At 45.0% G+C, this 24898-nt stretch carries 18 protein-coding genes; 12 read left to right on the top strand and 6 right to left on the bottom strand.

Features of this window, described 5'->3' with window-relative positions:
* Nucleotides 1–17: 17 nt before the first annotated feature.
* Nucleotides 18–2147, bottom strand: a complete 2130-nt coding sequence (gene scpA, locus KIT51_06395; protein ID UYN87878.1) for a methylmalonyl-CoA mutase — start codon at nucleotides 2145–2147, stop codon at nucleotides 18–20.
* On the bottom strand, nucleotides 2144–3259 hold the full coding sequence (locus tag KIT51_06400) for a hypothetical protein (GenBank protein UYN87879.1): 1116 nt from the start codon (nucleotides 3257–3259) through the stop codon (nucleotides 2144–2146). The genes scpA and KIT51_06400 overlap by 4 nt, the downstream gene beginning before the upstream one ends.
* Before the next feature lie 224 nt (nucleotides 3260–3483).
* Here KIT51_06400 and dnaA point away from each other — a divergent pair, with 224 nt between their 5' ends.
* The gene (gene dnaA, locus KIT51_06405; GenBank protein ID UYN87880.1) at nucleotides 3484–4899 is read left to right on the top strand and encodes a chromosomal replication initiator protein DnaA; all 1416 of its coding nucleotides are present in this window, start codon (nucleotides 3484–3486) and stop codon (nucleotides 4897–4899) included.
* Nucleotides 4900–4932: 33 nt separating this feature from the next.
* On the opposite strand, the gene KIT51_06410 is transcribed toward dnaA, so the two are convergent.
* The gene (locus KIT51_06410) at nucleotides 4933–6372 is read right to left on the bottom strand and encodes a trypsin-like peptidase domain-containing protein (protein ID UYN87881.1); all 1440 of its coding nucleotides are present in this window, start codon (nucleotides 6370–6372) and stop codon (nucleotides 4933–4935) included.
* 153 nt (nucleotides 6373–6525) lie between these two features.
* Between KIT51_06410 and KIT51_06415 the strand changes: the two genes are divergently transcribed.
* The 4 genes from KIT51_06415 to rseP all read left to right on the top strand — a co-directional run bounded on the left by KIT51_06415 (nucleotide 6526) and on the right by rseP (nucleotide 11182).
* Nucleotides 6526–8025 carry a GH3 auxin-responsive promoter family protein gene (locus KIT51_06415; GenBank protein ID UYN87882.1) on the top strand — a complete coding sequence of 500 codons (1500 nt, stop codon included), beginning with the start codon at nucleotides 6526–6528 and terminating at the stop codon, nucleotides 8023–8025.
* A 22-nt stretch (nucleotides 8026–8047) separates the two neighbouring features.
* The gene (locus KIT51_06420) at nucleotides 8048–8596 is read left to right on the top strand and encodes a hypothetical protein (protein UYN87883.1); all 549 of its coding nucleotides are present in this window, start codon (nucleotides 8048–8050) and stop codon (nucleotides 8594–8596) included.
* Nucleotides 8597–8699: 103 nt separating this feature from the next.
* Nucleotides 8700–9857: a 1-deoxy-D-xylulose-5-phosphate reductoisomerase gene (locus tag KIT51_06425; protein UYN87884.1), complete on the top strand. Its 1158-nt coding sequence runs from the start codon at nucleotides 8700–8702 to the stop codon at nucleotides 9855–9857.
* The gene (gene rseP, locus KIT51_06430; protein ID UYN87885.1) at nucleotides 9857–11182 is read left to right on the top strand and encodes an RIP metalloprotease RseP; all 1326 of its coding nucleotides are present in this window, start codon (nucleotides 9857–9859) and stop codon (nucleotides 11180–11182) included. The genes KIT51_06425 and rseP overlap by 1 nt, the downstream gene beginning before the upstream one ends.
* A 69-nt stretch (nucleotides 11183–11251) precedes the next feature.
* Here rseP and KIT51_06435 read toward each other — a convergent pair whose 3' ends face one another.
* On the bottom strand, nucleotides 11252–11788 hold the full coding sequence (locus KIT51_06435; protein ID UYN87886.1) for a TonB-dependent receptor plug domain-containing protein: 537 nt from the start codon (nucleotides 11786–11788) through the stop codon (nucleotides 11252–11254).
* Nucleotides 11789–11797: 9 nt separating this feature from the next.
* Nucleotides 11798–13768 (bottom strand): OmpA family protein, encoded by a 1971-nt coding sequence (locus KIT51_06440; GenBank protein UYN87887.1) that lies wholly within the window; start codon nucleotides 13766–13768, stop codon nucleotides 11798–11800.
* Nucleotides 13769–13942: 174 nt separating this feature from the next.
* Between KIT51_06440 and lon the strand changes: the two genes are divergently transcribed.
* Genes lon through KIT51_06460 form a run of 4 tightly spaced genes read left to right on the top strand, consistent with a single transcriptional unit; the run spans nucleotide 13943 to nucleotide 19890 of the window.
* Complete coding sequence (gene lon / locus KIT51_06445; GenBank protein ID UYN87888.1) at nucleotides 13943–16402, top strand: endopeptidase La; 2460 nt, start codon at nucleotides 13943–13945, stop codon at nucleotides 16400–16402.
* Between the two features lie 57 nt (nucleotides 16403–16459).
* The gene (gene porQ, locus KIT51_06450; protein UYN87889.1) at nucleotides 16460–17470 is read left to right on the top strand and encodes a type IX secretion system protein PorQ; all 1011 of its coding nucleotides are present in this window, start codon (nucleotides 16460–16462) and stop codon (nucleotides 17468–17470) included.
* Entirely contained in the window at nucleotides 17467–18870 is a 1404-nt protein-coding gene (hslU, locus tag KIT51_06455; protein ID UYN87890.1) for an ATP-dependent protease ATPase subunit HslU, read from the top strand. The genes porQ and hslU overlap by 4 nt, the downstream gene beginning before the upstream one ends.
* Entirely contained in the window at nucleotides 18871–19890 is a 1020-nt protein-coding gene (locus tag KIT51_06460) for a DUF4421 family protein (protein ID UYN87891.1), read from the top strand.
* Here the strand turns inward: KIT51_06460 and KIT51_06465 are convergent.
* A complete protein-coding gene (locus tag KIT51_06465; GenBank protein ID UYN87892.1) occupies nucleotides 19887–20381 on the bottom strand; it encodes a histidine phosphatase family protein in 495 nt (164 codons plus the stop codon). The two genes, KIT51_06460 and KIT51_06465, sit on opposite strands and share 4 nt — an antisense overlap.
* A 47-nt stretch (nucleotides 20382–20428) precedes the next feature.
* Between KIT51_06465 and KIT51_06470 the strand changes: the two genes are divergently transcribed.
* From KIT51_06470 to KIT51_06480, 3 genes are all read left to right on the top strand, one after another.
* The gene (locus tag KIT51_06470; protein UYN87893.1) at nucleotides 20429–21349 is read left to right on the top strand and encodes a lysophospholipid acyltransferase family protein; all 921 of its coding nucleotides are present in this window, start codon (nucleotides 20429–20431) and stop codon (nucleotides 21347–21349) included.
* A 63-nt stretch (nucleotides 21350–21412) separates the two neighbouring features.
* On the top strand, nucleotides 21413–23572 hold the full coding sequence (locus tag KIT51_06475; protein ID UYN87894.1) for a cation:proton antiporter: 2160 nt from the start codon (nucleotides 21413–21415) through the stop codon (nucleotides 23570–23572).
* A gap of 38 nt (nucleotides 23573–23610) precedes the next feature.
* Nucleotides 23611–24897, top strand: a complete 1287-nt coding sequence (locus KIT51_06480) for an exo-alpha-sialidase (GenBank protein UYN88514.1) — start codon at nucleotides 23611–23613, stop codon at nucleotides 24895–24897.
* Nucleotide 24898: the final 1 nt, after the last annotated feature.

A 24898-nucleotide genomic window follows, 5' to 3' on the forward strand; every position in this document is an offset into this window, starting at 1 on the left:
CGCATAAGCATGTGGATTTACCGCGTGGCCATCAGCGTTTTTAGTATTTCGCTGGCGGCATCAGGAATGACCGTTCCGGGCCCAAAAATGAACGATACCCCGGCTTGTTTCAGGAAAGCATAATCCCTTTCGGGAATTACACCGCCCGCGACAACCATGATGTCTTCCCGCCCGATTTTTTTTAAGGCTGTAACCAGTTCCGGTATCAATGTTTTGTGCCCTCCGGCCAAACTGGAGGCACCAACAATGTGCACATCGTTTTCTGCCGCCTGCATGGCCACTTCTTCGGGGGTTTGAAATAGCGGGCCGATGTCAACATCAAAACCCAGGTCGGCAAAACTGGTGGCAATTACCTTAGCGCCACGGTCGTGGCCATCTTGCCCCATTTTTGCTACCAATAGGCGTGGCCTTCGCCCATCCAGTGTGGCAAATTCATCCGCAAGTTTTCGTGCTTCATCAAAATGGGAATTGTTTTTCATTTCACTCGAATATACACCCGTGATGGATTTAATGGATGCTTTATATCTGCCGAAAGCAGTTTCCATGGCGCTTGATATTTCACCCAACGTGGCACGCTTGCGAGCTGCATCAATGGCCAGTTCCAACAGGTTGCCGGTTTTGTTTTTGGCTGCTGCGGAAAGGGCAATCAAGGCCTGCTCCACCTCCGTGGCATTCCGTTCTGCTTTTAATTTGTTTAGGCGGTCAATCTGTTCCTGGCGCACAGCGGTGTTATCAACCTCCAGGATATCGAAGTCGGGTTTTTCGGTTGTTTGGTATTTGTTTACACCTACGATTACATCCACCCCGGAGTCAATGCGCGCTTGTTTGGCAGCGGCAGCCTGCTCAATGCGCATTTTAGGTATACCACTTTCAATGGCCTTGGTCATGCCACCAAGTTTTTCAACCTCATCGATCAGGCTCCAGGCTTTTTCGGCAAGTTGGGCCGTTAAGGATTCTACGTAGTACGATCCGCCCAACGGATCGACCACTCGCGTGATGCCTGTTTCTTTTTCAATAAATAATTGCGTGTTGCGTGCAATGCGGGCAGAGAAGTCGGTTGGCAGGGCAATGGCTTCATCCAGCGAATTGGTGTGCAACGATTGTGTACCGCCCAGCACGGCTGCCAGTGCCTCCACGCAGGTGCGTGTAACGTTGTTGTACGGGTCTTGTTCTGTTAAACTCCAGCCGGATGTCTGGCAATGCGTTCGCAGCGCCATTGATTTTGGATTTTTAGGGTTAAAGTGTTGTACAATCTTCGACCAAAGTAACCTGCCGGCACGCATCTTGGCAATTTCCATGAAGAAGTTCATGCCGATGCCCCAGAAGAACGAAAGTCGTGGGGCGAAATCATCAATGGCAATTCCGGCTTTTAGCCCGGTGCGCAGGTACTCTAAACCATCGGCCAGCGTATAGGCCAGTTCGATATGTGCCGGTGCACCGGCTTCGTGCATGTGGTAACCACTGATGCTTATGGAATTGAATTTGGGCATATGGCGTGACGTGTATTCAAAAATATCGGCCACAATACGCATGGAAGGATCGGGCGGGTAAATGTAGGTGTTACGCACCATGAACTCTTTGAGTATATCATTTTGTATGGTGCCGTTAAGTTGATGGGGTTTAACACCTTGCTCTTCGGCAGCCACAATGTAAAATGCCAGTATGGGTATTACGGCCCCGTTCATGGTCATGCTTACCGACATTTTATCCAGCGGTATCTGGTCGAAAAGTATTTTCATGTCCAGCACCGAGTCAATGGCCACACCGGCTTTGCCCACATCGCCAGCCACGCGCGGATGGTCGGAATCATAGCCGCGGTGGGTAGCCAAATCAAAAGCAACCGACAAGCCGCGCTGCCCTGCTGCAAGGTTACGCCTGTAAAATGCGTTGGATTCTTTTGCCGTTGAAAAGCCTGCATATTGACGGATGGTCCATGGTCGCGTAGTGTACATGGTCGCGTATGGTCCACGCAGGTAGGGTGGAATGCCTGACGTAAAGTGAACGTGCTGAAGTTGTTTTATGTCATCCGCAGAATAGGCAGGTTTTATTTCAATTTGCTCAGCACTAAGCCACGGTTTGCGTGCGACATGCCCGGCTGCCGCAGGTTGACAACCGGTACGCTCGGGTTTTAAAAAATCCGGTTTCATGCTTGATTTATTTTGGTTAAGAAACTTGTCCAGGCCGCATCCGAAAGTTCGTTACACAAGTGTTCAAGGTAATACGCGCCAGCGGTAGGGTCAGCTACTTTATTGATGTGTGACTCCTCGCGCAAAATATTGGATATGTTAAGTGCAATCCTGTCCAAATGCTCTTCGGGTGCAGCTGCCTCATGCGTTAACGATGAGCAACCACCCAACACAGCCGATAAGCCGCGGGTAGTACCCGCCAGCATATTTTCGTGTGGTTGAAAAGCTTCATTGTGCCAGGCTTTACAAAAAACATGGATATAAGCATCGTAAGGGTGTGCTGATTTATACGCGGTTACTATCCGTTCCCATAATATCCGCAGCACTTTTAGTTTGGTTAGTTCAATAAAAAAATCGTTACCAGCATCGATGGAGAAAAATACCTGGCGTAATGCTGCATCGGGTGTTAGCCCGGATTCGGTAAGCATGTCAATTTTAGTAACAGCATTTGCCAGCAAATCGCTGATGTGTTCGGTAGGGTTGGCGTGCGTTGAGGTAATACCAACCAACTTTAAATTTCTGTAAGAATTGAGGCTGTGCACAACTTTGTGCAAAGATTGTGGATGATGTGGATAAGTTTTTAACAAGACAAAACCCTTGATCGACCCGGGTTCAAACTTTTTTTCGTTGAGAAAATTTTCCAACGATGAAAAAAAAATTTCCGGATTGTCGGGGATTATGAAACTTACCTGGCAGAACGGCCAATCGATGTTTTTCAGCAACGTATCAAGCCATAGTGATTCTTTTTTTACAACATCAAACAGGATTCCATCAGCGCCACCCGTTAACTTTTTCAGCGCGGCTTTATTGGCATTTTCTTCATCTAAAACTTTGATTACAGGCATGTTATACCAGCAACGTGGCCCCAGGAAGGGCTCATCGGAAACAGGCAAGTTAAACTTTTCATTGCGCGGCTCGCTGGCATCGTAATGGGGTGCTCCTTTCACGCCAAGATTTTCCCACGCAAGGGCTTCAAATGGGTTTTTTCCTTCAATTTCAGCGCTTGCGGCATTTGTCCATGCCGCTTTGCCGGCCGGTGGAAAGGTTGAAAATAAGTCGGTGTGTTTATTCATTTACGCAATTTAACAAACACTCAATCGATTGATTATTTATAGATCAATTTCTTGCATGAAGATATTTTTTGGCCGACAACTGTTGGAAGATTTCTTCTCTTTTTATAACGGTAATTTTTTTAGCAAAGTCAAGTAAACCGGGTATTGTTTTCTTAAAAGCTTTTTTTACATCTTTGTCTCCCTTTCCGCTGCAGGAAACGAAAAATTCAAACCTTGTAAAATAAATGGTAGCTGACTGCACAACAGTATGGAATGATTGTCTCGAAATAGTAAGGGAGAGTGTAGGGGAAGAGAATTACAATACCTGGTTTAAACCGATTGTTCCGTTGCGTGTAGAAGGTGATGTGCTCACCATTCAGGTTCCTTCACAATTTTTCTACGAATGGCTGGAAGACAATTACGTAACCACCTTGAAGAAAGCCATCCACAAAGTGTTGGGTACGGAAGGTCGCTTGGAATACTCAGTAATTGTTGACAGTGGCAATACGAAAAACCCACCGGTTACCGTAAACTATCCGAACGGCATGGCCGGCAAACGAACCAATGGAAACGGCCACGATGGCGACTATTCACCTTTTACTTTCCGTGCGCTTAACCCGCAAATTGTTAATTCAAGGCTTAACCCAAGTTACTCGTTCGATAATTTTGTAGAAGGTGATTGCAACCGCCTGGCTCGCTCGGCCGGTGTTGCCGTGGCGAAAAAACCCGGTGTTACCTCGTTTAACCCCTTAATGCTTTACGGTGGAGTAGGGGTAGGTAAAACACACTTAGTTCAGGCCATCGGTAATGAGATAAAAAATAACATGCCTGAAAAAATTGTTCTGTATGTCGATCAGAACGATTTTACAACGCAATTCTTAAATGCACTTCAAAACCATAAACTGCAGGAGTTCCAGAATTTTTACCTGCAGGTAGATTTATTGATTTTGGATGATGTTCAGTTTTTGGCTGGCCGTGAAAAAACGCAGGAAATGTTTTTTCACATCTTCAACCAGCTTCATCAATCCGGCAAGCAGGTTATCATGACCAGCGATTGCCCCCCGCGCGATATGAAAGGATTTCAGGAGCGATTGCTTTCGCGCTTTAAGTGGGGCCTTACGGCCGATTTGCAGGAACCAGATTTTGAAACCAAGCTGGCCATCATACACCGTAAGATGCAAGCCGATGGTATTGATATACCAACCGAAGTGGCGGAGTACCTGGCGTATAGTGTGGATACGAACCTTCGCGACATGGAAGGTGTACTTAATTCGTTGATCTTTCACGCAACTTTGTTGAAGAAAGAGATTGATCTTGATTTGGCCAAAGAAGTATTGAAAAACATTATCAAAGAAATCCAGTCGGACGTAAGTGTTGATTTTATTCAGAAAACCGTTTCAGAATATTTCAAGGTAAACCTTGATGCCATGAAAGGCAAAGTGAAGAAGCGCGAAATTGTAATCCCTCGCCAGGTTGCCATGTACTTCTGCAAGCGTTACACACAGCTTACATTAGCGTTGATTGGCGAAAATTTTGGCGGTCGCGATCACAGTACGGTGATCCATGCACTGGAATCGGTAGAAGATATGATGAAGACCGACTCCAACTTTAAGGCCTCGGTAGAAGAACTGGGCAAGAAGTTAAAGATGCGGATGAATTAAACATCCGCATTTTCTGTTTTCATATCTCTTTACTTACCTTATAATAAAAGGTATCTCCACTTGTTGCCTTGAACTGTTCAATCCATATACGTAGCCTCGCCCTTTAAACTTTTCAAAAAATTCAATTACTTCCTGAGGCTCTTTAACCTTAACACGGTTTATGGCAATGATGGTGAAATTTTCAGGTATACCGATTTGCTTCAGCACGCTCCTATCATTGATTTTAAAAACCTTTACACCATAGTCGGTTGCTTCAAACTCTGCACCTATGGAGGAGGAAACAAAAATCTTTCGTTTAACAATTTCGGTTGTGCCTGATTTATTGACCAGCTTAATGGTGGCCGAATTTGTTTTTTTATCGCGTTGATAGGATACGGTAATAACATCGCCCGGGTAGCGGTAAGCCAATTCCTCTTCAAATGCACTTTGGCTGTTAATGGCTTTGCCGTCAATCCTGGTGATAACATCGCCCGGCTTCAAGCCCGCAGTAAACGCAGGCCCTTCTTTGTCCAGGCTTTCCACCAACACGCCTTCAAAGCTTGAGACATTGGTGTTTAAATCATACTTCTTCGCATTCTGAAAATTGTATTCTACCACATTACCACCAAACAACGCTTTCTGCACAACTCCGTACTTTACAAGGTCTTCAAATACTTTGTAGGCGATATCAACCGGAACGGCAAAGGCATACCCTGTGTAACTTCCTGTGCGCGACAGGATAGCTGTGTTGATGCCCACCAACTCACCGTTTTTGTTTACCAACGCCCCACCACTATTACCCGGGTTAATGGCAGCATCGGTTTGAATAAATGATTCGATCGGGAATTTGTCTTCTAATATTCCAATCCTGCGGCCTTTGGCACTTACAATGCCGGCCGTTACGGTAGAGGAAAGTGAAAACGGGTTGCCAACCGCCAACACCCATTCGCCAACCTGTACATTTTTTGATGAACCAATAGTTATGGCGGGTAAATTGGTTTCGTTGATTTTTAAAACAGCCAGGTCCGTTGAGGGGTCTGTTCCAATCAATTCTGCCGGGTACACTTTTTTATTCAGCATCACCTCAATTTTTTCAGCGGCTTCCACCACATGGTTGTTGGTTACGATGTAACCATCTTTTGTAAAGATCACGCCACTGCCACTGCTTACCCGTGTTTGGGTAGTGGCACCGCCACCAAAAAACCAATCGAAGGCTGAGTAAGAGGTGCCCTTGAAAATGCTGTTGATATAAACCACACTGGGGATTGCCTTGTTGGCAGCCGCACTGAAATCCACCAGTTCAAGCGATCCCATGGCGTCTGCATCTACCAGGTTGGGGCTTACCAAAGCCGGTGAATCATAACTGGTTGTGGAAAAGGCTGGTTGTTGTTTAGATAGGTCCTCAGACGATTTGACCAGGTAGTTAAACATGGTGTAGGCACCGGCTAATCCGCCAACAAACCCAACAATAATTATTTTTAAAAAACTTTTCATAACAATAATTTAATTCTGGTACGATGATCCGAACATTACAAAAGTTGAGCCGGTTAAAAAAATCCTGCCATTAATAACGGTTAAGCTACCGATGAAGTTCAGGCAGGTTTTGGTGAGCTATTATTCCAAATTCGTTCAGTACCTTTACCGGATATGGGTATTCGAAGCGTTCTGGCCAAGCCGTTTGCTGCCTATGTAGCAGCCCAAACCAAAAAATGGTTCTTAAATCCTGTTCCTGTTCAGCAAAAAACATTACAAAGCATAGTTGCCCAGGCACAAAACACAGCTTTTGGCATGGATCATCATTTTAGTTCCATTCAGACCTACGAGGATTTTAAAAAGGCAGTTCCGGTGAGGGATTATGAAGAATTAAAACCCTACGTGGAGCGGATATTGAAAGGGGAAGCCAACGTGTTATGGAAAGGTAAACCCGCTTACCTGGCCAAAACTTCGGGCACTACCTCGGGCACGAAGTATATCCCTATCTCAAACGAATCGAAATACAGCCACTTTATAAGTGCGCGTAACTCAACCCTAAGTTATGTTCATGAAACCGGCAATGCTTCCTTTCTGGACGGAAACCTAATTTTTCTTTCGGGCAGCCCGGAGTTGGAAGAAACAGCCGGAATAAAAACCGGTAGGTTGTCAGGTATTTCAAACCACCTTGTACCCTCGTACCTGCGTACCAATCAAAAGCCCTCCTACAAAACCAATTGCATTGAAGACTGGGAAGAAAAGCTTGAATGCATAATCGATGAAACACTGGGTGCCAACATGACGCTCATCTCAGGCATACCGCCTTGGGTGCAAATGTATTTTGACCGCATACAAGCCCGTACCGGCAAAAAGATAAAAGATGTCTTTCCGGACTTTTCAGTGTTTGTGTACGGTGGGGTTAATTTTGAGCCTTATCGTGCCAAACTCGAAGATTCCATTGGAAAGAAGGTAGATTCCATTGAGACCTATCCCGCATCGGAAGGTTTTATTGCTTACCAGGATTCACAACACAACCCGGGCTTATTGTTGTTGCTTAACAACGGTATGTTTTATGAATTTATTCCGGTTGAAGAGTACTTCAACGAAAACCCCACACGGCTCAGCATTGGTGAAGTAGAACTTGGAAAGAACTATGCATTGATCATTAACAGCAATGCCGGGTTGTGGGGATACTCCATTGGCGATACGGTGAAGTTTGTATCAAAAAACCCATACCGGCTTTTGGTTACCGGAAGGATAAAGCATTTTATCTCTGCTTTTGGTGAACATGTGATTGGTGAGGAAGTAGAAAAGGCCATGCGGCAAACCATGAATCAATTTCCGGAAGTGGAATTGGTTGAGTTTACGGTGGCGCCCCAGGTAACACCTTCGGCTGGTTTACCGCACCATGAATGGTTTGTGGAATTTTCCAATCCACCAGCCAACCGCGAAGCATTTGAAATTGAACTTGATAACCAACTGCGGGCGTTGAATGTGTATTACGATGATCTGATTACCGGCAGCATCCTCAGGACACTTAAAATTACTTCGCTCCGGCCACAATCTTTTATTGAGTATATGAAGTCGCAGGGCAAGCTGGGTGGCCAAAATAAGGTGCCACGGCTTTCGAACGACCGCAAAATTGCCGATGAATTAGCAAAGTTTAGCTTATCTTAAGGTTCGGTTTAAAAACCGGGCTATGGGCCTATTACTAAAAGTTATCCTGTTGGGGATGTTATTCCTTCAAACTATGATTATCCGTACCCCATCGGATAACAATACGTTACTTTCACCCGATGAATTAGCCAGGCTATTGCCAGCCAGGCTGGAAGGTTTTAACCTCATTGAACAAAACAAAGGCCGCATGATCCAGATCGGTACATTAACCTACTCCATGACTGAGCGTGGTTTCAGCAAGAGCAAGCGAAAAGTTACCATCTTATTATTCGATTATAACAATGCTTCCATCATGTACAGGCAGGCCACTGGTAAGTGGGCAAACCAGGTTAGCGAAGACAATGAGATTCGGAAACAGGGGCCATACCCTTTTGAAGGAGGAGAAGGTTGGGAGCATTATGATAAAATAAGGAACTATTCACAGCTTTTTTTGGGCGTGCACGGCCGGTTCTATCTTGTGCTTACCGGTGAGGGTATTGGCATGGAAGGACTTTATGCGATATGCAATCAACTTAATGCAAGCAGTTTTCCGCCATTGAGCCATGCGGTTGCCGATGCCAAACATCGATAGCAGAGCGTTACGTCAAGTGTAAGGCTTGCCTAAAACCTTACCCAAAGTATTTTGTTTAATTTGCGCGGTACTCGTTTAAGTAATCATTCAGAACAATTTGATTTTGCACCCTAAAAAGAACATAGCCATTCTTGGCTCTACCGGTTCTATCGGCAGGCAAACCCTCGAGGTTGTTAGGGCCTATCCGGATGAATTTTCAGTTGAAGTGCTTACAGCCAACAACAATGCCGAATTGTTGATTGAACAAGCCATTGCCTTCAAACCCAATGTTGTGGTTATTGGCAATGAGGAACAATATCCACAAGTTAAGGATGCGTTGCTGCAACATGATATTAAGGTTTATACGGGTGAGAATGCCTTGGCTTCCGTTGTTCAAATGGATAGCATTGACATGGTGTTAACGGCATTGGTAGGCTACTCGGGATTAAAACCTACCATTAAGGCCATAGAGGCCGGAAAAAATATTGCCTTGGCCAACAAAGAAACGCTGGTGGTGGCCGGTGAGTTAATCACTTCACTGGCAAAGGAAAATGGCGTGAATATTTATCCGGTTGATTCAGAACATTCGGCTATTTTTCAATGCATCGTGGGCGAATTCCATAACCCCATTGAGAAAATAATCCTCACGGCTTCCGGTGGCCCTTTTCGGGGCAAGAAACGTGATGAACTGCTATCGGTAACCAAAGCCCAGGCCCTCAAGCACCCCAACTGGACGATGGGCGCAAAAATCACCATCGATTCAGCTACATTAATGAACAAAGGGCTGGAAGTAATTGAGGCTAAATGGCTTTTTGGTCTTTCTCCCGGGCAAGTGGAGGTTATCGTGCATCCGCAATCCATCATACATTCAATTGTTCAGTTTCAGGATGGCTCCATGAAAGCCCAAATGGGGCTGCCCGATATGCGCCTGCCCATTCAATTTGCATTAAGCTACCCCAACCGTTTTAAATCTGATTTGCCCCGGTTCGATTTTGTTAACTACCCGGCCCTCACATTTGAAAAGCCCGATATGGAAACTTTTCGTAATCTTGCGCTTTCGTTTGAGGCACTGAAACGGGCCGGAAACATGCCCTGTGTGTTAAATGCAGCCAACGAAGTGGTAGTGGCTGAATTTTTAAAGGACAGAATTGGTTTCCTTCAAATGACAGACATTGTGGAGCAATGCCTGGGTAAAATGAGTTATGTGCAGCATCCTTCGCTGGAGGATTACGTACAAACGGATAAAGAAACACGAATTATAGCTTTAGAACTGATAAACTGATGGATTGGATGGTATCGCTCGCTCAACTGTTGTTGAGCATTTCAATTTTGGTTGCTGTGCACGAAATGGGCCACCTGTTGGCCGCAAAATATTTCGGCATGCGTGTGGAACAGTTTTCAATCGGCTTCCCACCGAAAATATTTTCGTTTAAGAAAGGTGAAACAGAGTACGCCTTAAGTGCTATTCCGCTGGGCGGTTATGTAAAAATTTCCGGGATGATTGATGAATCCATGGACACAGAAGCCATGAAGCAGGAGCCCAAACCCTGGGAGTTTCGTTCCAAGCCGGCCTGGCAGCGCCTGATTGTTATGCTGGGTGGAATTATCGTAAATGTGGTGGTCGGCATCATGATCTTTATCGGGGTTACATTTGCTTTTGGAGAAATGTACTTCATGAAAGATGCCATTAATAGCAATGGCGGCTTTTTGGTAGGGCCGGTAGGCGAAAGCATCGGGTTAAAAACCGGAGACAAGATTGTGAAGATCAACGGACAGGATTTTGACTACCTGCAGGATATTCTGAAGCCTGAAACATTACTATCGGATAATGCTTACTATACCGTTGAACGCGATGGGAAATTAATCGACATCAGCATTCCAGCTGATTTTATCCAGAAGTTCAATAAAAAAGAAGGCGTTGGAACATTTATAACTTACCGGGTTCCTCCGGTTATTGCCGAAATCTCCGGAGGTTCATTGGCTGAACGGTTAGGGTTGAAAACCGGTGATAAGATTGTTGAAGTGAACGGTGCTGCTGTTCAGTATATTGATGAAGTAAACGCTGCCGTAAAAACTACAGGCGACTCTATTCAATTAGGTGTGTTGCGGGGCGGTGAAACACTAACCTTCAAAGAATCTTTCAAAGACCAAACAGCCATTGGTTTCCGTGCCGATGCAGAATCTTTTCTCACCTCTATATCCAAACAAATGGACTATGGTTTTTTTGAATCCATTCCATTGGGCACAAAGCGTGCGTTCACTACACTTATTGTGCAGGTGAAAGCTTTTGGCAAAGTAATTTCCGGGGTGCTTTCCCCACGCGAATCATTGTCGGGGCCGATTGGCATTATGCAGGCGTATGGATCAACCTGGGATTGGGAGCGGTTTTGGTCGTTAACCGGAGTGCTTTCATTGGTGCTGGCCTTTATGAACCTGTTGCCGATTCCTGCTTTGGATGGCGGACATGTGATGTTTCTCAGTTACGAAATGATCTCCCGCAGAAAGCCCTCCGATAAATTTCTGGAGACAGCACAAAAAATTGGTATGGTGTTTTTGCTTACGCTGATGGTGCTGATTTTTGCGAACGATATTATTAAGTTATTCTGATCACAAAGAGCATAGAATTCAAAAGCCCCGAGTTAAGGGGCTTTTTTATTTAATAAAGTTCAGTTACAATTAATTTTCCTCCAATTGTATTTTTATTGGCGGCTTTTTGGAGGTAATCACGACCACTCCATTCTTGCCCTTATCACCGAATTGATTTGTGGCCTTCTCACCTTTAAGAACCTCAATGGATTCAATACTTTGAGGATTGATTTTCTCAACCTCTTTTTGCTGAATAATTTTCCCGTCAAGCACAAAAAGTGGTTGAACACCAGTTGACAGCGAATGCAATTTTATCGTGGAAGTATGATTGTCAGGCTTGTCATCTATTTCCAGCTTCTTGAAGTTTTTGAGGGTAATCAGCACCGCACCATTTTTCCCAGCTTCACCAAACCGATCAATCGCCTTTTGATTTTTCAGCACCTCAATCGACTCGATGTCGTTTGGTTTAACAAAACTCAGATCATCGTAAGCAGTAGGTACACCATTGACAACAAATAACGGCTTTATTTCGCTTTTCAACGCTATAGTGGCAGTATTTGATTGAATTTCTTGTGCTGATACAGATGCAAAACTGCAGCCTATCAGAAGTGTGATAAATATTCTCATGCTTCTAAGTTACTCTCTTTTGTTCTTGATTTCAAACTCCACTCTTCTGTTTAGTCTCCTGTCGTCCTCAGTTCGCTCATCAACAATTGGTTTTGTTCCGCCATACCCAGTAGCGGTGATCCGATTCGGGTCAACTTTAAATTCATACATCAGGTAAGCGCGAATAGCATCGGCTCTTGCCTGCGAAAGCCTAAGGTTAGCATCGGGGCGGCCTTCCGAATCGGTATGACCGCTGATGGTGAGGTTCAGGTAAGGATGGTCGATCAGGAAATTACCCAGCATATTTAAATCCTGGTGCATGGCGGGTAGTATATCGGCTTTGCCACTTTCAAACTCCAATGATTTGAAGGCAATCTTGCTTTCCAGTGGTTCGGTTTCTTTGTTGATTTCCATATCGCCATCCAAAAAGAATATTTCTTCCATACGGAAGTAATCTTCACCCTGAATGATGAGCAGGTAGTTACGTTTATTAATCAACTTGAAATCAAAAGTTCCATCGGGTCGTAAGAATTTAGGAGAAACCTCAACGCCATAATCCAGATCGATAACAGAAACAATTCCCTTTAAAGGTTTACCGGTTTGTCGGTTGGTCAATGATCCCTTTAAGGTTACAATCGCCTCCGGTTGTGCTTCCATCGGAACAGGAAAAGAATGTAAATCTAAATTGGCAGGGTCATCACCTTCCGAGCGGGCGTAATAAAGTTTTTCTGATTTTGAATCGATGGTGAAGTAATATTCACTGCCTGGTCCGTTTACCAGTGGCCCGACATTTTTTGGTTCAGCCCAGTTGTTACCTTGTTTGTACGATTTGTAAATATCAAAATCACCAAAGTTGAGTGGGTGACCGTTTGAGCTAAAATAAAGTACCTTAAACTTGTGATGAAAGAAGGGGCTCACTTCCTGCCCACGTGTGTTTATGATCGGCCCCATGTTTTTGGCGGGTTGCCATTCGCCTTTCAAATCTTTTACCGAATAATAAATATCCGTCATGCCAAATCCGCCTTTGCGGTCAGATGAGAAGAACAAGGTGTCGCCACTGTGTGAAAGCGATGGATGTGAATCCCAGTAAATGGAATTTATGTTCGCACCCAGGTTGCGTACATTTCCCCACGTGTTGTCTGCTTTAAGGTCGGCAATAAAAATATCACAACTTCCTTTTGAATCGGGTGAATCGCAACGGGCAAAGTAAAGGTGTTTCCCATCTTTGCTCAGGCAGGCCGAACCCTCGTTGTAACTGGTGTTGATGGTTTTAAATTCTACGGCATCCATCCACAAGCCAAATTCCTGCACACTGTAAAAGAGGTCTTCATCGTATTTCCGCTCCAGTGTTTGTGGGTGAATGTTGCGCTTGGAAGTGAACAGGAGTATGGTATCAACATTACCGATTGTTGGTCCGTAATCTGCTTTTGGGGAGTTAACGCCAGGCCCCATGTTAATGAGCACACCGTGTGGTGGTCGAAGCGTGTCAATTTCTTTTCGGTAGGCCACTAATTCATAATAATACTTTAGCGGAACAAAATAATCGCTCTTGTTTTTCATCAAGGAGTCATACTCCTGGCGCACTTTCTTTCCATCAATATCATATTGGTGGTGTTTAAGCACCAGTTTGTACAACAATATCGCTTCTCCCGGTGGTCCATGTTGTTCCGAAAGTTTGGCCAGCTTCCAGATCAGGTCTGTATTTCGTGAAAAGTTCTCAACACCAAAATTCTGCACGTAACCTTTCAGTAAATGGTAGCGTTCTTTTTCGGTTGTGTTACCCGGCTGAATAATTTTCTGGTACTTCACCTTATCGAAATAGTAAGGTGTCTTGTTCACATTCGGGAAGTTAAAAATGTCAGATTGGCCGTAGGTTGTCAGGCTATCATTCAGTTGAACCACACCACCGCTCTTAAACTTCCTGTCGGGCTTTTGAGCCGCGACAGAAAGTGACCATAATTGAAAAAATACTGCTGAGAAGATTAAAAAATGCTTTTTCACGTCATAAGGGTTAGATCACCACTTACCTTATCTTTAAAGTTGAAACAATTTTGCTTCTTTTACAACCAGCCCGGATGGCTGGCCGGTGGGCTTGGCACTACTATTGTCGAATAAGCGGACTATTGATATTATTACTAATACCTTTGGCTTTGTGCCAATTTGACACCTATCTTCATGTTTAAGGCATTACCCATTCAAATGGTTCAGGACGAAACGGATGATCTGATACAACTGATAAATCCTGAACAGGACACGGATCTAAAACAAGCCGATCTTCCGGATGAACTTTCCATACTGCCCATCAAAAACACGGTATTATTTCCGGGTGTTGTTATTCCCATAACGGTTGGCCGCCAAAAGTCGATTAAACTGGTGAAGAAGGCCTATCAGGGTAGCCGCATTATTGGGGTGGTGGCACAAAAAAATGCGCAGGCCGAAGAGCCAACCGTTGAAGATATTTACCGAACCGGTACGGTGGCGCGCATCATTAAAATGTTGGTGCTTCCCGATGGCAACACTACCATTATCATACAGGGAAAGAACCGCTTTCACGTGAAGGAGTTTTTGCAAGAAGAACCTTATTTAACCGCCACCATTGAACTTCAACCCGAGCCCGCCCTTGAACTTGACGGAAAAGAAGTTAAAGCCCTGGTTCAATCTTTACGCGATGCTGCATTTAAAATACTCAGGTTAAACCCGGAGATACCGCAAGAGGCGCATGTAGCATTGGATAACATTCAAAGCACACCTTTTCTGATCCACTTCCTGGCCTCCAACCTTAACGTTGAAGTAGCCGAAAAGCAACGCATCCTGGAAACCCAAAACATTGTGGACCGGGGTACTTTATTACTGCAATTTATGCTTCGCGAAATCCAGATGTTGGAAATCAAAAGCGAAATCCAAAAGAAGGTGCACACCGACATTGATCAGCAACAACGCGATTATTTTTTACGGCAACAAATAAAAGTGCTGCAGGACGAACTTGGCTACGATACACCCGATAAAGAGATTGAAGCCCTGCGCAAAAAAGGTGAAGCCAAAAAATGGCCGAAGGCTGTTGCCGACCACTTTAATAAAGAGCTTGATAAATTGTTGCGCACTAATCCGGCTGCACCTGATTACCCCATTGCCATGAATTATGTGGAGTTCATCCTGGATTTGCCCTGGAATGAATTCACTGAAGATGATTTCGACCTGAAGAAGGCCCGTAAAATACTTGACAAAGATCATTTTGGATTAGAGAAAGTTAAGACGCGAATATTGGAGTACCTGGCAGTGCTGAAATTAAAGCAGGACATGAAAGGCCCTATACTCTGCCTGTACGGCCCCCCGGGTGTGGGTAAAACTTCGTTAGGCCGTTCTATTGCCACTGCCCTTAACAGAAAATACGTGCGCATGTCGTTGGGTGGCGTGCACGATGAGGCTGAAATCCGCGGCCACCGCAGGACCTACATTGGTGCCATGGCCGGAAAAATTTTGCAAAACATAAAAAAAGCGCAATCCGGTAACCCGGTGTTTATTTTAGATGAGATTGATAAAGTACGTTCCGATTTCCGGGGCGATCCATCATCAGCCTTGCTTGAAGTGTTAGACCCCGAACAAAACAGTACCTTCGGTGATAACTACCTGGAAGTAGAGTACGACTTATCGAAAGTATTGTTTATTGCCACCGCCAATTCATTGGATACCATTCATCCGGCCTTGCGCGACCGAATGGAGATTATTGAAATAACCGGTTACACACAGGAAGAAAAAATTGAAATTGCCATGCGGCACCTGGTGCCCAAACAACTGGCGGAGCATGGCCTGAAAAATTCAGATGTAAAATTCAATAAGAAAGCTGTAGCTAAAATTATTGAAAGTTACACGCGCGAATCCGGTGTGCGCAATCTCGAGCGTAAAATCGGAAGTGTGGTACGACATATCGCCAAATCGGTAGCGATGGAAGACACATTTGAAAAGGAGATCACGGACGATACCATCCGCAAAGTATTAGGGGCCGAAATTTTTGATGAAGAATTATACCAGGGAAATGAAATTGCCGGTGTTGTAACCGGTTTGGCCTGGACCCAGGTAGGCGGTGAAATTTTATTTGTTGAATCAAGCCTGAGCAAAGGCAAGGGTGGCCTTACTATTTCCGGCCAGTTGGGCGATGTTATGAAAGAGTCGGCCATGGCGGCACTGTCGTACCTGAAATCGCATGCTGAAGAATTAGGCATCGACCATCGTGTTTTCCAGCAATACGACTTGCACATCCATGTTCCGGCCGGGGCTGTTCCAAAAGATGGCCCTTCTGCAGGCATTACCATGTTTACTTCGCTTGCCTCCATTTACACCCAGCGTAAGGTAAAGTCGAAAGTTGCCATGACGGGTGAAATTACTTTACGCGGCAAAGTATTACCGGTAGGTGGCATTAAAGAAAAGATTTTGGCGGCCAAGCGCAGCGGTATCAAGGAAATCATCATCAGCAAAAAAAACAAACGCGATATTGACGAAATCGAAAAGCATTATATAAAGGGGTTGATTTTTCATTATGTCGATACGGTTGATGATGTATTGAAAATTGCCCTGCTAAAAGACAAGGTAAAGAACCCGATGAAGTTTACCTTTACAGAAGCAAAGGCTACGGCTTGAGAAATATCAACCCAATTGCCTTCGTTAGTTTAGAGAGTCAAAATAAACAACAGAAAATTGCGGTTGGTAAAAAATGCGTGGTGGTTGATTATGGCTTGGTTATCGGTGAGTGTAACCTTCGGCCAACAATCCGGCACAACCTCATATTCTTTTTTAAAGCTTCCGCAAAACGCGCGACTGGCTGCGTTGGGTGGGGTAAACGTTTCGCTTACCGACACCGATGTGAATTTCTTTTTCAGTAACCCTGCATTGGCGGGCGACTCCCTTATCGGTTGGGCATCGGCTGGATATATGTTTTATGTGGCCGATGTTGGACAGGCTTCTTTTGCCGGGAGTTTCAGGCGTGGAAGGAATTTTGTAGGCTCTGTTGGCGTTCAGCATTTGAACTACGGTGAACTGGAAGGGACCGATGCCACGGGTCTTTCAACCGGCACTTTCCGGTCAGGTGAAACAGCCTTGCTCTTTTCTATGAGCCATCGTGTTTCGAATTTCCGTGTCGGTGCCACGTCAAAGTTTTTATTTTCCAACCTGGCTGGATTTCGTGCCGCAGCTTTCACAGTTGACCTGGGTGGATTATTTGTTCACCCCGAGCGTGATTTTACGGTTGGATTAGTTATTAAAAATTTTGGGTTTCACTTTTCAGATTATAGTGAGACCAATCAACCCGCTTTACCTTTCGATGTCCAGCTGGGTGCTACTTTTAAACCTGAACATATGCCGTTACGTTTTTCCTTTACGGCAAACAACCTGGTAAGGCCGGGTGATGTATACGGTGAGGGAGAAGTGCGAAGCACGTTAAACAAAATATTCAGCCATTTAACCATAGGTACGGAGCTATTGATTCACCGCAACATTAATGTTTTAGTGGGTTACAATTCACTACGCCAGCAAGAATTGAAAGCACAGCAGGGTGGAGGCGGAGGTGGATTTAGTGTTGGGCTGGCCGCTAAAATAAAATCGATTGATGTGGTTGTTAGCCAGAGCCGGTACAGTGTGGGTAATGCAAATTATTCCGTTACATTAGCGGCCAATCTTCAGGAAATGATTTTTAAGAAGCGAGTATTATGATGGATCCAAAGTATTTAACGCCTCAGCAAATTGTAACAGAGCTCGACAAATATATTATCGGCCAGCACGAGGCCAAGCGAAATGTTGCTATAGCGCTGCGCAACCGGTGGAGGAGAATGAATGTGCAATCGGAAATGCGCAACGAAATTGTTCCGAACAACATATTGATGATTGGTGCCACCGGTGTAGGCAAAACAGAAATCGCCCGTAGGCTGGCTAAACTGGCCGATGCGCCTTTTGTGAAAGTTGAAGCATCGAAATTTACGGAGGTAGGTTATGTTGGGCGCGATGTTGAAAGCATGGTGCGCGACCTGGTGGAGCAGTCGGTGAATATGGTAAAAGCTAAAAAGAAGGAAGAGGTAAAAGAAAAAGCTGCCTTGATTGTTGAGGATATTATTCTCGATTCGCTCATCCCGCCCATGCGCCAGCGACCTGTGCAAAGCGGGTTTCCTATTCCCTCGGCAAACAACCCACAGGATGTACCGGTAAGTGATGTGGAGTTGAATGAACGCACCCGCGCACTGTTTCGTGAAAAATTGAAGAATGGTGAACTGGAGGAACGTAAAATCGATATTAACATAAAGCCTTCCGGCAATCCAAACATTGGCATGATTGGGGCGGGCATGATCGATGAAGTTTCCATGATGAACCTTCAGGAAATGATTGGCGGCATGATGCCGAAGAAAGCGAAGAAAAGAAAGGTAATGGTGGCCGAAGCGCGCAGGATATTGTTGGAGGAAGAGGCCTCCAAGCTTATTGATATGGATGAAGTAAAAGAGGAAGCCATTCAGCGCGCAGAAAATGCAGGGATAATTTTTATTGATGAAATTGATAAGATCGCTTCGGGCTCAAAAAAAGGTGGTGGTGGCCCCGATGTAAGCCGGGAAGGTGTTCAACGCGATTTATTGCCCATCGTAGAGGGTAGTTCGGTCAATACAAAATATGGCGTTATCCAAACCGACCATGTATTGTTTATCGCGGCCGGTGCTTTTCACATCAGTAAACCATCCGATCTGATACCTGAACTTCAGGGGCGTTTCCCTATTCGTGTGGAGTTGAACAACCTTACCCACGAAGATTTTATACGCATTTTAAAAGAACCTAAGAATGCTTTAACCCGGCAATACCAGGCACTGTTTGCTGCCGAAGGCGTGGATATTTTATTTACCGATGAAGCCATTGACGAGTTGGCCAAAACGGCTTTCACCATCAATACCGAAATCGAAAACATCGGGGCACGCAGGCTGCATACGGTAATGAGCCGGCTTTTAAATGAATTCCTGTTTGATGTACCCGATAAAATACCGGCCAATTCACACCTCAGCATCAATGCCGAAATGGTGCAGCAAAAGCTAAGCGGCCTGGCAAAAAATAAGGACTTAAGCGAGTACATTCTTTAAATGAAAAAAGCCACACCGGTAGTTTTTATTTTACTATCGCTGGCAGCCTACAGCCAGCCCGTAACGGATTCGCTACGGGCAGTTTACGTAGAAGAATTCCCGGAACGATTCTCCGTGTGGCCTGTTTTGAAGCAACGCGATTTGAATTTCTCTGTTCGTGATAAAAAGCGTATTACCAAACGCATACGTTATGCCACCAATAACTCATTTACTTTTGGCTTTGGCGCTTATTTGTTTGATGTCGTGTTGGAAGCAACATTTGCCATACCACTAAGCGAACGAAGCAAAACTATTTACGGGGAGTCCGATGCCCGTGACTTACAGGTTAACATGCTGGCGAAAAAATTTATGGCCGATGCCTACTACCAGAAGTACAAGGGGTTTTACATTGATGATAAGTCGGTGAGTATTCCTGCCGGTCAACCTTACCCGCAACGTCCGGATATAAGTACCCGCAATACAGGTTTGGCCGGCATATACGTGCTGAACAACCGCAGGTTCTCCCTGCGTTCGGCATTCAATTATATCGATCGGCAATTGGTCAGTAAAGGATCGGCTTTGATAGGCGGATCATTGAATTTGCTCAAAGTTTCGGCTGACACCGCAATTGTTTCAACGCGCCCCCAGGGTGATCCGACCGGATCGGGTTTTGAGTTGGTATCCAATACAACCTTAGCCTTGTCGGCAGGATATTCCTACACGTTAGTGTATCGCGATTTTTTTGTGAATGGAACGCTTACCACCGGGCCGGGCAATCATTGGATACAGTACGAGAAACCCGGTACACTGCAAACCGAAAACATGATGAACCTGATAACCAACCTTCGGTTGGGTTTGGGATATAACAGCGATCGGGTTTTTGGTGGTGTGGGTTATGCTGTGCAAACCCGTAGCGCTAACTTCGACCAGGTGCGGTTAACTTCTACCACATCACTTTTTCGGGTTGCCATGGGGTATCGGTTTAATAAAGTTGGCATGCTGAAAAAGAAACCGCAGGAACTTGTTCCGATAGGCATTTAATTGGTTTGCTTAGGAAATTCAAAGAAGAGCAACTTTCCCGATCCCCAGCTTACGTTATTCCATGCGTCTGCCGGCAGGCGGCAAGCAACCATACCGCAGGTGGGTATATTGTCGATGTGGATGTTCATTAATCGGTTTACAAAATCGGTGAATCCGGGATTGTGACCAAACAACATGATAACATCATCGGGTTCGTCCAGTTGTTTCACAACGGCCAGTATTTGGTCTTCATCGGCATGATAGAGGGCCCTGGTGGAAATAATACTTGTTGCCGGATAGCCAATAATACCGGCTATTATGTTGCAGGTGTCCTGGGCGCGCCTGGCCGAACTGGTAACAAGCTTGTCGGGTGTAATTTCCTTTTCTTTAAACCGTTTGGCCATACGTGGGGCATCGTGCAGCCCACGTTGATTTAGTGGCCGGTCGTAATCGCTCAGGGCCGGGTCATTCCAACTTGATTTTGCATGCCGGACCAGAATCAGTGTTTTCATCAGTAGAAGCTTGGAAATAGTATCTTTGCCGCCTGTAACTACAGGAAATGAAAGTTAAACATATCCGCAGAAAAATACGCTACCCGTTTTTATTGGGTGCCATCCGGTTTATGATTTTTGTTTCCCGATTGTTTCCGCGCAAAGCATGGTTGGCTTTGTGCGGTTTGCTGGGTAGATTTTCCTATCACTTTGCAGCACGCTCCAGAAAGCTTACCAAAACGCACCTAACGTTGGCCTATGGTAATGAAAAATCCAAACGTGAAATTGCACAGTTGGCAAAAAGTGTTTTTGTTAAGATGGGTAAGAATGCCGGTGATATTATTCGCGCATTTCCGATCGACACACTGGATCGTTTTGAGAAAATCCGCATAGCTAACGGTGCTGAAATAGCCGAACAAGCTTATGCACGAGGCAAGGGAGTTATTTTTCTTACGGCACACCTGGGGGCTTTTGAGTTTGTGGCCACCGAACTGGCATTTCGCGGTTACAAACCGTTGATCATTGGTACACCGATGAAAGATCAGCGGCTCACCAACCTGCTGTGGGAACAACGGAACAAACTGGGGGCATCGGCTATTGAACGTGGTAAGGAAACCGTGCGCCTTATCAAGACCCTCAAATCCGGTGGAACGATTGCCATACTCATCGACCAGGACACCAAAGTAAAAAGTGTATTTGCCAATTTTTTTGGCAAGCCGTGCGCAACACCCATTGGTGCAACCTTGCTGGCATTAAAAACAAGTGCTGCGATTGTGCCGGTTTTCTATCACATGCGTGACGATGGTATGCAGGAAGTAAATTTTTACCCCGAAGTGGAATTGGTTAAAACCGGAGACGAAACCACCGATATGCTGGTGAATACGCAACGCCTTAATGATGTAATTGAAGCGGAAGTGCGAAAATATCCTGATCAATGGTTATGGTTGCACGAACGCTGGAAAACAAAACCAGGAGAAGAGATTTCCTGAAAACAACCCCGGTATTTTTTCTTTATCCTGCTTTCTATTTTACATATATTCAAGGCTTGATATATGCTTGCAGCCATCATTGATTTTTCACTTCCGCTAAAGAACCCAGTGCTCATTTTTTCACTGGTGTTGTTTATTATTTTGTTTGCACCTATTCTTTTGAATAAATTTAAAATCCCCCACATCATAGGCCTGATCATTGCCGGTGTGTTGATTGGCCCCCACGGATTTAATTTCCTGTTGCGCGATAGCAGTATAGTCCTGTTCGGAACGGTTGGACTGTTATACATCATGTTTCTGGCGGGGCTTGAAATGGATGTGGCCGGTTTTAAAAAGAATAAGGAAAAAAGTATTGTGTTTGGCCTGTTTACTTTTTTAATCCCCATGATTTTAGGTACCGTGGTAAGCCACCTGGTGCTTCAATACAGTTTAATGACTTCTGTTCTGCTGGCCAGTATGTTTGCTTCGCATACGCTGGTGGCCTATCCAATTGCCAGTCGCTTGGGTATTTCAAAAACAAGGGCCGTTACTATTACCATAGGCGGCACCATGATTACCGATATACTGGCACTGTTGGTGTTGGCGGTAATAGCCGGCATGGCGCATGGCAATATCGGGCAAGGTTTTTGGCTGCGGCTTGGTATATCGGTAACTATTTTTGCAGCCGTTGTTCTCATTGGCTTTCCTTTTCTGGCGCGCTGGTTTTTCAAGCGTTACGATGACCAGATATCGCAATACATTTTTGTGCTGGGCATGGTTTTTCTTGCTGCCTTCCTTGCCGAAATGGCCGGAGTGGAAGCTATTATTGGCGCTTTCCTGGCAGGGCTGGCCTTAAATAAATTCATCCCGCATACATCTGCTTTAATGAACCGTGTTGAGTTTGTGGGCAATGCATTGTTTATCCCGTTTTTTTTGATTGGCGTGGGTATGTTGGTTGACTTGCGGGTTATGTTAAAAGGCCCGATGGCACTTATTGTTGCGGTAACCATGACGAGCATTGCACTATTGGCAAAATTTTTAGCGGCTTATGCCACGCAACGCACCTTTAAACTTACCGATGATGAACGTAAAATTATTTTTGGCCTGAGCAGTGCGCAGGCGGCAGCAACCCTGGCGGCAGTAATGGTCGGCTATAATATCATTTTAGGGGAAGCCGAAACGGGAGAACCCATCCGCTTATTGAATGAAGATGTACTTAACGGTACCATTCTTATGATTCTGGTAACCTGCACCGTGGCTTCTATGGCCGTTGAACGCGCTGCCCGAAAAATAGCGGTTACGGAAGAAGAAGCCGCCATTTCAACAAAAGATATCCCACGCGACAAGATACTCATATCCATTGCTAATCCTGATTCACTTGAAGAATCCATCAACCTGGCATCCCTTATAAAGGATCCAAAAAATAAAGAACCACTTTATGCGTTGCATGTAATTGATGACCATGAAGACAGGGCAACAAACAGGCGCAAGAAAGCCGATAAAGTTATGGAGCAGGCCGCTAAGTATGCAGCCGGTTCGGACCAACGTTTTGAAACGATTATCCGTTACGATTTGAAGATTTCAAGTGGCATTGCCCATACGGTTAAAGAGAAGGATATTTCTGAAGTTATTGTTGGCTGGCACAACAAGAGCGGCTTGATTGATTCTTTTTTAGGAATAAAATCAGATGCTTTATTGCGGGCTATCGACAAGATGATTTTTGTTTACAAGTCGGTGCAACCACTCAATACGATACAAAAAATTATTGTGGCCATGCCGGAAAAGGCCGAGTACGAATCAGGTTTTGAAAAATTATTCGACCGGATACATAACCTGGCTTTGCAAACCGGATCAAAAGTTACCTTCTATGGTTCCCGATCTTCCCTGGATGCGGCCCTGAAGCTCAATACTGAGTACAAAAACCCGATGGACATGAAGGTGCAGGAATTTGATGATTGGGAAGATTTTTTAGTGCTTGCGCGAGAAGTTAAATCCGATGATTTGTTTGTAATCGTATCAGCCCGCAAAGCAACACTTTCATATGTGGCAGCATTCGATAAATTGCCGTATCAGTTATCCAAGTATTTCAAAGAAAACAATATTCTTATAGTGTATCCGGAACAATATGTTCCGGAGGGCGCCAACAACCTTGAATTCCTTGATGTTCCGCTGGCAGCACCCATTACAGAAAATTTGAACCGCGCTGGCGACTTCGTAAAAAAACTATTTAAAGGTGAGTCATGATAAGAGGTACAATGATTTTTGTGTTTGCGATTGGGTTAATGAACCCCGGTTATGGTCAATTCAAAAATATACTGCTCGACAGTATGGCCGACAAACAAGGCCGTTACCCGGTTGAGCCGACCATTGCCATCAATTATAAAACACCCGATAACATTGTGGTGGCGGCTTTTCCCGATCACGTGTATGCCTCAAACGATGGTGGCTTATCGTGGACAAAATCAAAATCGCGCGCTGCTTTTGGAGTTTGGGATAACCCTGTATTGGTTTCTGATTTTTCAGGCAGCATGTATTATATCCATCACGCAAATCCTGAAGGAAAAAACAAGCCCGGCAGCGAAAGGCTTGATCGCATAGTGATAAAAAAATCAAAAGATGGAGGCACAACCTGGGATGATGGCAACTCCCTTGGTTTTAATCCGCCAAAGGATCAATACAACCCCGGTGCCATAACCGACCGAAAAGGAAATGTTTTTGTTGCCTGGACGCAGATGGACAAATATGGAAATACGGATGAAGGCTGTAAAGCCCAGGTTTTATTCAGCAAGTCGTCAGGTGGGTCAAAATGGTCGAAGCCGGTAGTTATTTCTAAAGCGGGAGGTTGTAATGATAATGATATAACACCGCGAGGTGCCGTGCCCGCAATATCGGGCGAAGGGCGCCTGTTTGTAGCGTGGACTTACGATGGCGTTATCTATATCGATCGTTCCTTCGATGGTGGCAACACTTGGCTGTCGAGTGATATTGCCGTAACCGAGCAGGCCGGTGGCAGTAGTTTTTCTGTGCCCGGGATACAGAAAGTAATGGGTTTGCCTACACTGGTGTGCGACAACAGTAAAAGTCTTTTCAATGGAGCGTTGTATATGGTGTGGTCGGAAGAAAGCATGGCCGAAGACACCGATATTTATTTTATGCGCTCACTTAACTTTGGTGATAACTGGACACAGCCCTTGCGGATAAATGATGATGACCCCGGTAGCTACCAGTTTATGCCGGCCATGGCGGTTGATCATGTCAGTGGTTTTATTTACATCGTTTACTATGATCGCAGGGACCATGAAGACAACCAAACGGATGTTTACTTAGCCTATTCGATTGACAACGGTGCTTCGTTTAAAAATGTAAAAATCAGCGACAAACCATTCCTGCCTTCGGCTGATGTTCCTTTCGGAAAAAAAATAAGTATCGCGGCCAACAATGGAATCATTATACCGGTGTGGACGCGCATGGATAATGGCAAAACCAGTATTTGGGCTTCCATAATCAGGCACGAGGACCTGGCCGGCTTCAAACCAGAACCTAAAACCGGCAAAAAGAAGAAAAAGTAGA

This window comes from Cyclobacteriaceae bacterium (assembly GCA_025808415.1).
In the GTDB taxonomy this organism is placed as follows: Bacteria; Bacteroidota; Bacteroidia; order Cytophagales; family Cyclobacteriaceae; genus UBA2336.

Excerpts from the sequence above, each read along its gene's own strand:
- scpA (UYN87878.1), bottom strand. The coding sequence starts at position 2,147 with ATGAAACCGGATTTTTTAAAACCCGAGCGTACCGGTTGTCAACCTGCG.
- KIT51_06400 (UYN87879.1), bottom strand. The coding sequence starts at position 3,259 with ATGAATAAACACACCGACTTATTTTCAACCTTTCCACCGGCCGGCAAA.
- dnaA (UYN87880.1), top strand. The coding sequence starts at position 3,484 with ATGGTAGCTGACTGCACAACAGTATGGAATGATTGTCTCGAAATAGTA.
- KIT51_06410 (UYN87881.1), bottom strand. The coding sequence starts at position 6,372 with ATGAAAAGTTTTTTAAAAATAATTATTGTTGGGTTTGTTGGCGGATTA.
- KIT51_06415 (UYN87882.1), top strand. The coding sequence starts at position 6,526 with ATGGGTATTCGAAGCGTTCTGGCCAAGCCGTTTGCTGCCTATGTAGCA.
- KIT51_06420 (UYN87883.1), top strand. The coding sequence starts at position 8,048 with ATGGGCCTATTACTAAAAGTTATCCTGTTGGGGATGTTATTCCTTCAA.
- rseP (UYN87885.1), top strand. The coding sequence starts at position 9,857 with ATGGATTGGATGGTATCGCTCGCTCAACTGTTGTTGAGCATTTCAATT.
- KIT51_06435 (UYN87886.1), bottom strand. The coding sequence starts at position 11,788 with ATGAGAATATTTATCACACTTCTGATAGGCTGCAGTTTTGCATCTGTA.
- lon (UYN87888.1), top strand. The coding sequence starts at position 13,943 with ATGTTTAAGGCATTACCCATTCAAATGGTTCAGGACGAAACGGATGAT.
- hslU (UYN87890.1), top strand. The coding sequence starts at position 17,467 with ATGATGGATCCAAAGTATTTAACGCCTCAGCAAATTGTAACAGAGCTC.
- KIT51_06460 (UYN87891.1), top strand. The coding sequence starts at position 18,871 with ATGAAAAAAGCCACACCGGTAGTTTTTATTTTACTATCGCTGGCAGCC.
- KIT51_06465 (UYN87892.1), bottom strand. The coding sequence starts at position 20,381 with ATGAAAACACTGATTCTGGTCCGGCATGCAAAATCAAGTTGGAATGAC.
- KIT51_06470 (UYN87893.1), top strand. The coding sequence starts at position 20,429 with ATGAAAGTTAAACATATCCGCAGAAAAATACGCTACCCGTTTTTATTG.
- KIT51_06475 (UYN87894.1), top strand. The coding sequence starts at position 21,413 with ATGCTTGCAGCCATCATTGATTTTTCACTTCCGCTAAAGAACCCAGTG.
- KIT51_06480 (UYN88514.1), top strand. The coding sequence starts at position 23,611 with ATGAACCCCGGTTATGGTCAATTCAAAAATATACTGCTCGACAGTATG.